Raw genomic sequence first — 3,743 nt, 5'->3', positions numbered from 1 at the left:
TGTCGGATAGGCGGAATTTGTGAGACTCAAGGGCTTGGGCGGACATCTCGCGCATAATTATGAGACTCCCGGAGCACCCTTGTGAGACTGGCTGAGTCGGAATTTATGAGACTGGCGGGCTTTCCGGGACGGCCGGGCCGTTGCGACGACCGCTGAGGCGGCGTCTCTGGCGACACGGAGGCGCCCGAGCCGGGCATAGATGCACCGCCGCAGCGCCGGCGGCCACGCCCGCAGGACCTCCCGCAGCCGCTCGTCCCCTTCCTGATCGCTCGCCAGCAGCACCGAAGCGGCGCATCCAACGGGATCCGCGCACAGCCGCCCGACGCCAACGGCCAAGGCATAGTTCTGCAGCAGCGAGCCTTGCGCGAGCGAAAACAGGCCTGGGCGCACCGGCTTGGCGAGCACAGGCGCCACCCGATCGTACTCGGGCACGACGACCTGAAGTGCCTGCCGGGCAATCGGCCGCGTGAGGAAATCGTGATTGGCCCGGCGCGCGGCGAGCGACAGGATCGGCTGCTCGGCCAGCGACGGGGGCGAGGACCTGCGATGCCGCGTCGTCAGGAGGTCCAGCAGCGCGGGCACCGCGGGCGCGCCCTCCTCCTTCCCCTGCGCCCAATCGGCCAGCCGCAGCGCTCCGCTCCGCGCACTGGGATCGAGCCTGGTCAACTGTGTTTGCGTCAGCCGCGCATCCAGTCCTGTCCCAGCCTTCCCTCCGAACCGGACACCGTGTTCATCGCACCAGAAATTCCAGGGAAAGGCCGTGGCCTTGCGGTGGAGCCCGGCCGGACAACGCGGACAGACATAGCGGCTTGCCGCGGCGATCATCAGGCGCGCCTGCGGCGTGATCTCGTCGAAAGTCAGCCTCCGCAGCCCCTCAACGGTCATGCCGGTGCGGCCAGCCAGCACGGCCCCCTCCCCTGCCCCGAGGCGCCATTCGAGCTCGCGAACGCTGAAGCGGCCGAGGCCGCAATGCGCCAGAAGCGCCTCCGCCGGCATGCCGTAGAGCCGCGCAAGCCGCCCCAGCCAGGACGACAGACGCTCGTCGGGGCCCGGCCGCGGCACCACCGGCAACGGAGCCGGTGCCGGTGGGTCCCTCACACGGGCTCTCCCACGAGAGCCAGCACGCTGCGCTTGTCTGCGACCGCGCCGGGCGTGATCCTTTCCTCGCCGCTCTCGATCGCGGCGATGGCGAGCGCGCTCACCAGCAAGAAGATGCCGGCCGTGATCCCTCCCGTCACCTCGATGAGGCGCTTCAGCGTCGCATCGGCGAACTCGCTGGGTTGCCGCAGCGGCAAACTGCGCTGCAGGCTGCCGATCAGACCGCCGAAATCCTCGTCATTCTGCCAGGGCGGCAGCGCGAAGGCCTCGAACCGGCGCACCAGCTGATCATCGGTGCGCAGCGCGTTTCGCGCCTGCTGCGTACCGACGCAGACGAGCGGAATCCGCAGCTCATTGCCGAGAAAACGCAGCATGTTCAGGAAGCGGGTCTGCTCCCGCACGGTGCCGGCCTGCAGGCTGTGCACCTCGTCGATGACCAGCAGCCCCGGCCGGATCTCGGACAGCAGGCGCAGCGTCAGGCTCTCCAGTACCGACAGCGTCGCCCGCGGCGGTTCAGGTGCCCCGATCGCCGCCAGGAGCCGCTTGTAGAAACGGGCTTCGTCGGGGCCCGGCACCATCTGGACGGCGATGACCGGCATATGCATGCGCCCCGTCACCGTATCGAACTGCGAGGGGTGGTCGCGGGCGAACTTTTCGACGATCATGGTCTTGCCCATGCCGCTGGCGCCGACGATGAGCAGGTTGGGCATGCGCGCCCGTGGCGGGAAGGCAAGCAGGGCTTCGAGCTTCTGGAGCGCCTGTTCGGCGCGCGGATAGTTGATCCAGCGGTCGGCGCGAATGCGCCGGATGCGCTCGTCCGCGCTCAGCGCGGCGATCGGCCGGCTAGCGGGGAAGAGATGCGAGAACGCCTCAGTCATCCTCCCATTCCTCCACCGCGAAATAAGGCAGTTGCAGGGGCTTTTCGTCCTTGTTCGGCACCACCTCCGGTGTCACGTCGATGATCCTGTCCGGTGCGAGATGCGCGCGCCGGGCGACATCCCTTCGCATCGCCTTGGTCAGGCGCGTTGCCTCATCGACCAGGGATCGCTGGGCGAGGATTGTGGAGAAGATGAGCTCCTCGTCGACGGCCTCGCGGCCTTTTTCCCGCAAGGCGCGCACGGCAGCCCGGTGCTCCCACAGCCCAATAGGCGGGCGGGTCCGATCGGCTGGACGCGCTTCCAGATACCCCTGCCCTGTCGCCACGAACACGCAGGACAGGTCGCGCGGATCAAATTTGACGGTCAGTCGTTGCCGGTCGCGCCCCATCAGCCAACGCAGCTCGTCCGACCAGTAGCGGATGTGAAACAGGTGCAGCCCGTCGCGCTGCAAAGTGCGCTGCTCGAAAGGCAGAAAATCAATCAGGAACCGCCGCGGATCCGACGGAACCCGCACCGTGACGTCGCCGATGCGGGCTTGCCAGGCGGCGGCCGGCGGCAGATCCAGGGCCTTGTGGATGCGGGCATGATAGGAGCCGATGATCTCGAGGGCGAGATAGCGTTCCAGGTCGCGCAAAGTCATGACCGCCTCAGCCTCCGGATCGAGGTCGCCGCGTTCGTCGATGTTCGAGAAATGCGAGCCCGGAATGAGGTGAACGGCACCCATCATCGTGCCGATCAGCCGCTCGATATGGCCGCCGAAACGCGGCGTGCCAGGTGGACGGTAGCTCAGGTCGATGCGATGCTCGCCGCAGGCGCGTTCGAAGGCGCGCGCATGGAATTCGGCGCCGTTGTCGACATGAATGGTCCCAGGAATTCCGTGCGCCGGCCACGCCGCCACGATCCCCCGTGAGGTCAGCCAGGCCGTCTTGTCCATCACCGCATGGGTCAGGCACAACGCCACGGCTGCCAGGGACGGCGCTTCCAGCGACAGGTAGAAGCCCATCGCCATGCGGGTGTTGACGTCGACGGCCAGCGTGAGCGTCGGCCGGCCGATCGGCAATCGGGTTACCGGATCGACGACCGTGACGTCGACCTTGGTGTGGTCGATCTGGAGGATTTCAAGCGGAGCCGCCGCCTCCAATCCGCCTGGCGTCGCCAGAAACACCGCCTCCGATTTGCCGGCGCCCTCCCGTCGGCGCATCAGATCGGCCTGATCTTTCATTTTCAGCCACCGGCCGAGACGGCGGATCGATGGCGGCTGCAGGCCTTGAAGCTGGCAGTCCGCCGCAACCTCCTGCTGAAAGCGCGTCAGGGTGGGCTTGCGGCGCGTCGCATAGAGCTTCCGGAAATGCTGCTCGACGATCGTGAGCACCACCGGATCCAGAGGCTGCATGCCAGCGTTTGGGCCACGCCGGCGCGGCAGGAGTGTGCTGGTGCGGTCATCCTGCCGGAACCGCTTCAGCCAGCGAAACAAGGTTGCCCGGCTGACGCCAAGCGCGTTCAGGGCGTCGCGGACTTCCGCATCGCCAAGGTGCTTCGATAGGTTCGACAGGATCTCGGCGCGATGTCGCCCCTGCGCCCAGGCCTCAGGATCGATGTCATCATCGTTCATGGACAGCCTCGCCGTCTGGCTGCAAGCTGGTCTCACAACTACCGACTCAATACCGTCGCCAGTCTCAATTACCTTGAATCGGTCTCATAATGACGACACGGCCAAGTCATTGAAATTGCGCAGGCGCCAGTCTCATCAACCCCGGTAGTCCGACA

The 3,743-nt window shown here is 66.8% G+C and carries 3 protein-coding genes; all 3 read right to left on the bottom strand.

Annotated elements, in window-relative coordinates:
* Window positions 1-57: 57 nt before the first annotated feature.
* The 3 genes from V5F77_RS28315 to V5F77_RS28305 are packed head-to-tail and all read right to left on the bottom strand — an operon-like array spanning window position 58 to window position 3,588.
* Window positions 58-1,065, bottom strand: a complete 1,008-nt coding sequence (locus V5F77_RS28315) for a TniQ family protein (RefSeq protein ID WP_414592557.1) — start codon at window positions 1,063-1,065, stop codon at window positions 58-60.
* Between the two features lie 29 nt (window positions 1,066-1,094).
* The gene (locus V5F77_RS28310; RefSeq protein ID WP_414592473.1) at window positions 1,095-1,976 is read right to left on the bottom strand and encodes a TniB family NTP-binding protein; all 882 of its coding nucleotides are present in this window, start codon (window positions 1,974-1,976) and stop codon (window positions 1,095-1,097) included.
* Window positions 1,969-3,588 (bottom strand): Mu transposase C-terminal domain-containing protein, encoded by a 1,620-nt coding sequence (locus V5F77_RS28305; RefSeq protein WP_429008395.1) that lies wholly within the window; start codon window positions 3,586-3,588, stop codon window positions 1,969-1,971. Before V5F77_RS28305 ends, V5F77_RS28310 begins: the two co-directional genes overlap by 8 nt.
* Window positions 3,589-3,743 lie beyond the last annotated feature (155 nt).

It is taken from the genome of Roseixanthobacter psychrophilus, assembly GCF_043195195.1.
Classification (GTDB): domain Bacteria; phylum Pseudomonadota; class Alphaproteobacteria; order Rhizobiales; family Xanthobacteraceae; genus NCEH01.
Note: the sequence above shows the minus strand (reverse complement) of the source record. Positions and strands in the feature narration are given on the sequence as shown.

What these genes read in the sequence shown, in the direction of transcription:
- V5F77_RS28310 (WP_414592473.1), bottom strand. Translation starts at nt 1,976, where the DNA reads ATGACTGAGGCGTTCTCGCATCTCTTCCCCGCTAGCCGGCCGATCGCC.
- V5F77_RS28305 (WP_429008395.1), bottom strand. Translation starts at nt 3,588, where the DNA reads ATGAACGATGATGACATCGATCCTGAGGCCTGGGCGCAGGGGCGACAT.